Origin of the sequence: Streptomyces aureus, assembly GCF_001418135.1 — a bacterium.
GTDB classification, from domain to species: domain Bacteria; phylum Actinomycetota; class Actinomycetes; order Streptomycetales; family Streptomycetaceae; genus Streptomyces; species Streptomyces aureus_A.
This window is the reverse complement of record NZ_LIPQ01000475.1, coordinates 1-4,193: the sequence shown is the minus strand read 5'-3', so window position 1 is coordinate 4,193 and position 4,193 is coordinate 1. Positions and strand designations below refer to the sequence as shown.

The window sequence follows — 4,193 nt, the reverse complement described above, 5'->3', positions numbered from 1 at the left end:
GCGCCGGGGCGCCGGGGCGCCGGGGCGCCGGGTCGGGCCGGGCCGCGGTTCCTCGGATGCCGAGGTGTGCGGAGGCATGCGGAGTTGTGCGGAGATACGAGGCTACGCCGAGGACCGAGGAGGGTGCCGAGGCCCGACCCGGTAGCCGCACCCGCGACCTCGCAGGCACGCCGCAGGACCACAGTCCGCCGCACTGCGGACGGCGGGCCGGGTCGCTACTGCGGACTCGGGGGTCGGGCTTCGAGGTTCGGGCTTCGGGCTTCGGGCCTCGGGCTTCAAGGTTCGGGCCTCGGGCTTCATCACGGCAGGCTTAGAACACGCGGCGCCCTGTGGTCAGGGCACCTGCTGTTCGGTCCAGATGATCTTCCCGTTCTCGGTGTACCGCGTTCCCCAGCGCTGGGCGATCTGCCCGACCAGGAACAGGCCCCGCCCGCCCTCATCGGTGTCCGCGGCCAGCCGCGTGCGCGGCGAGGTGCTGCTGGTGTCGGCGACCTGGCAGATCAGCGTCCGCGCGTACACCAGGCGCACGCCGATCGGGCTGCCACCATGCCGGATGGCATTGGTGACCAGTTCGCTCAGGATCAGCTCCGTACCGAGGACCAGCTCCTCCAGACCCCAGCGGCGCAGCTGGGCCGTGGCGGCGGCCCGGCTGGCGGCCACCGCCGACGGGTCGGGCGGGACGTTCCACTCGGCGATCCTGTCGCCGGGCAACGCGCGGGTACGTGCGACCAGCAGGGCGATGTCGTCGGCCGAATCCGCCGGAAGCATCGCCCTGAGCACGGCCTGGCAGGTCTCCTCCGGATTGCGCCCGGGGTGGGACAGGGCCGTGCGCAGCCGCTCCAGGCCCACGTCGATGTCGTTGGTCCGGGACTCCACCAGTCCGTCGGTGTAGAGGACGAGCCGGCTGTCTTCGGGGATGTCGAACTCGATCGTGGTGAAGGGCAGCCCGCGCAGTCCCAGTGGTGGGCCGACGGGGGTGTCGGGGATGTCGGTGGTGCCGTCGGGGCTCACCAGCATGGCCGGCAGGTGCCCGGCGCGGGCGAGCTGGCAGCGGCAGGTGACCGGGTCGTAGATGGCGTAGAGGCAGGTGGCGCCGATGACGGCGTCCTCGCGGCCGCCGGCCGTCTGCTCGTCGTCGATGCGGGCGACGACCTCGTCGAGGTGGGTGAGGAGTTCGTCGGGCGGCAGATCGAGCATGGCGAGGTTGTGCACGGCGGTGCGCAGTCGCCCCATGGTGGCGGCGGCGTGCAGGCCGTGTCCGACGACGTCACCGACCACGAGGGCGACCCGGGCGCCGGACAGCGGAATCACGTCGAACCAGTCTCCGCCCACCCCCGACTGTGCGGGAAGGTACCGGTGGGCGGCGTCGACGGCGTCCTGCGCCGGCAGCCCGCGCGGCAGCAGGCTCTGCTGGAGAGTGGCCGCGAGCGGATGACCGCCGCTGATGGCGGCCGCGAGCTGCTCCTGGCTGGTGTACCGGGATTCGAACTCGCCTCCGTTGCAGCCCAGCCGGAGCACGGTGATGCGATCAGCGACGGCTTGGACGTCGTCGAGGTTGTGACTGACCATGATCACCGCGTGGCCCTGGTCCCGCATTCGGCGGATCAGGTCGAGCATCCGCGCGGTCTGTTCCACGGTGAGCGTGGCGGTCGGCTCGTCGAGGACGACCAGCTGGGGTCTGCCCAGCAGCGCCCGTGCGATGGCGACCGTTTGACGCTGGCCCAGGGTGAGTGCCTTCACGGGAGTCCGGATACTGGGAAGGCTGATGGCGAGTCGCTCGAGCAGGGCGATGGACCGCTTCTCTATTTCGATCTGCCGCAGAACCCCGAACCTGCGCAGTTCGCGGCCGAGGTAGAGGTTGGCGACCACGTCCAGGCGGTCGACCAGTGAGGGCTCCTGGTAGACGGTGGCGATGCCGAGCCGTTGGGCATCGGCGGGCCGGCGCAGCTCGACGGGAACGCCCTGCCACTCGATGGTCCCCCCGTCCGGCGGGGCCACCCCGGAGACCGCCTTGACCAGTGTGCTCTTGCCGGCTCCGCTGTCACCCACCAGACCGAGCACCTGCCCCCGTTCCACCCGGAGGTCGACCGAGTCGAGTGCGACGACCCCGCCGAAGTGCTTGGTGATCCCACGCAGGGACAAGAGCGGCCCCCTGGGCACTCGCCCACCTCCACCCTCTTCGCAGCCATCCGACGGCACCCGGTCCGCCGCCCGAGCGGGCGAGTCCTCCGAGGAACCTGCAGCAAGGGTTGTCCACCCCGACGCCTGCCCGGTGAACGGTGGTGACGGGACACGCGAGAACGCCCCGTTCGGCGGCACGGCCGCGGGAAGCCCTCCGGCAGCCGGGTCGGGTGAGCAACCGGGTTCAAGAAGGCGACGACTGCGTCGAGATGCGCCGGGCCGTGCTGCTGGCGGCCCTGGGGCGAGGCCAGGTCGACAGAGCGAGAGCCGAATGGGTCAGGTGCTCACGGGTGGTGATCAAAAGGATTCACGAGGTGAGAAATTAGATGAATCCTTCACTGAATTCGCGTCAATAACCATCGACATTTATTTCAATTGCATAACGGGATCGCCCGAAAAGGCCTGGACCAAGTCCCCCCGGAGCATTCAACTCGCTTTAATTCAGAGGCAATTGAGTGTTCATCAGATACGGAGGCGTAGGTAACGTAATGGATTCTTTGAGCACTCTCCCCTTTGTCCGAATTCTTCACCGGGAGGTTCTGACAGGCTTCCGCGCACCCAGTCTTCTGACCAAAGAGTTGAGGTGTGCATGCCTAGACATAGGAAGCCGAAGGAGAGTCAGACACGCGGGGCACGGCCCCGTAGACCCTTCATGGGCGTGACCGCCGCGATGGCCATCGCGGCGGTCATAGCCGGGGGGATCGCCTACGGGGCGGGACGCGCGGACTCGGGCAAGGCTCCGGTCGCCCGCCTCGACACCCCGGTGACCGACATCGCCGACACGGCCGACACCGCCGTCCCCGCCGCTGCGCCGGCCAGGAGCGTGGAGCCCGAGCCGATCAAGAAGAAGCCGACCAACGAGCCGGCCCGGGGCCTGGTGTACGACGGGCTCGACGTGGCCCCTGAGGGAGACCGCTGCGCGGGCGTCTACGCCACGACCACCGGTTTGTGCACCCACGGCCCCGACGCGCCGCCCAAGGGCGTCGACATCAAGAAGGACACTCCGCCCGCGGTCAAATCCGTGACGCCCGCGGCCGATCCCGCCAAGACGGCCGCGCCGCAGCCCGCGCCCCGTAAGAGCCAGGGACCCTCTCAGGACACGCCCGCCGTCGACGCGCTGGCCCCGCGCACCACGGCCGCCGCCGCGCCGAGCCCCTCCACCTCCACCGCTCCGGCCGCCGCCGGGACCACCACGGCCGCCGCCGGGCCCGCCGGGCAGACCGTCCAGTGCGACGGCGACGGCAGCACCGGCAACCGCGTCCAGGTCGTGTACGTCCACGGCCCGGGACGCGACCGGTACTCCGAGTACCTCGCCTCCTTCCGCAAGTGGGCCGCCGACGCCGACCTCATCTACTCGGCCAGCGCCGAGGAGACCGGCGGCGTCCGCCACATCCGGTACGTGACGGCCGCGGACTGCACGCCCACCGTGCTCAACATCGAACTCCCCGACTCCGCAATGGCCGAGTTCAGCGCCACCAACCGCGCGCTCGCCGCCAAGGGCCTCGACCGCCGCGACCGCAAGTACATGATCTTCGCCGAAGCGCAGGTGTACTGCGGCATCGGCACCTTCGCCGGGGACGAACGGCCGGGCCAGTCCAACCAGAGCAACTTCGGCCCCTCGTACGGGCGTACTGACAGCGGCTGCTGGGGCGGGCACACCGCGGCCCACGAACTCGGCCACAACCTGGGCGCGGTCAACAACAGCGCGCCCAACACCAGCCGGGGTGCGCACTGTACGGACGAGTGGGACGTGATGTGCTACTCGGACAGCCCGCACTACCCGCAGATGCGTAACGTCTGCACCAACCGGGCGTCCGAGAACATCCTCGACTGCAACCACGACGACTACTTCCACACCAGCCCGCGGCCCGGCAGCTACCTCGCCACGCACTGGAACATCGCCGACAACCAGTTCCTCATGCGGACCAAGGGCGGCGGTACCGGACCGGACCCGACACCGAACCCCACCCCCAGCCCGACATCCACCCCCACACCCACGCCCACTCCCACAC

The 4,193-nt window shown here is 69.9% G+C and carries 1 protein-coding gene and 2 pseudogenes; 1 reads left to right on the top strand and 2 read right to left on the bottom strand.

Going from position 1 to position 4,193, the window contains the following annotated elements; all coding sequences use genetic code 11:
• Positions 1 to 333 precede the first annotated feature (333 nt).
• Both AOK00_RS40850 and AOK00_RS40845 read right to left on the bottom strand, forming a co-directional pair.
• Positions 334 to 1,434 (bottom strand): annotated as a pseudogene (locus AOK00_RS40850) (SpoIIE family protein phosphatase); the annotation flags it as partial.
• A gap of 222 nt (positions 1,435 to 1,656) precedes the next feature.
• A pseudogene (locus tag AOK00_RS40845) lies at positions 1,657 to 2,160 on the bottom strand (ATP-binding cassette domain-containing protein); the annotation flags it as partial.
• A gap of 679 nt (positions 2,161 to 2,839) precedes the next feature.
• On the opposite strand from AOK00_RS40845, the gene AOK00_RS31130 reads away from it, so the two are divergent.
• On the top strand, positions 2,840 to 4,193 hold a 1,354-nt coding region (locus tag AOK00_RS31130; protein ID WP_301554234.1), incomplete at its 3' end, for a zinc-dependent metalloprotease family protein.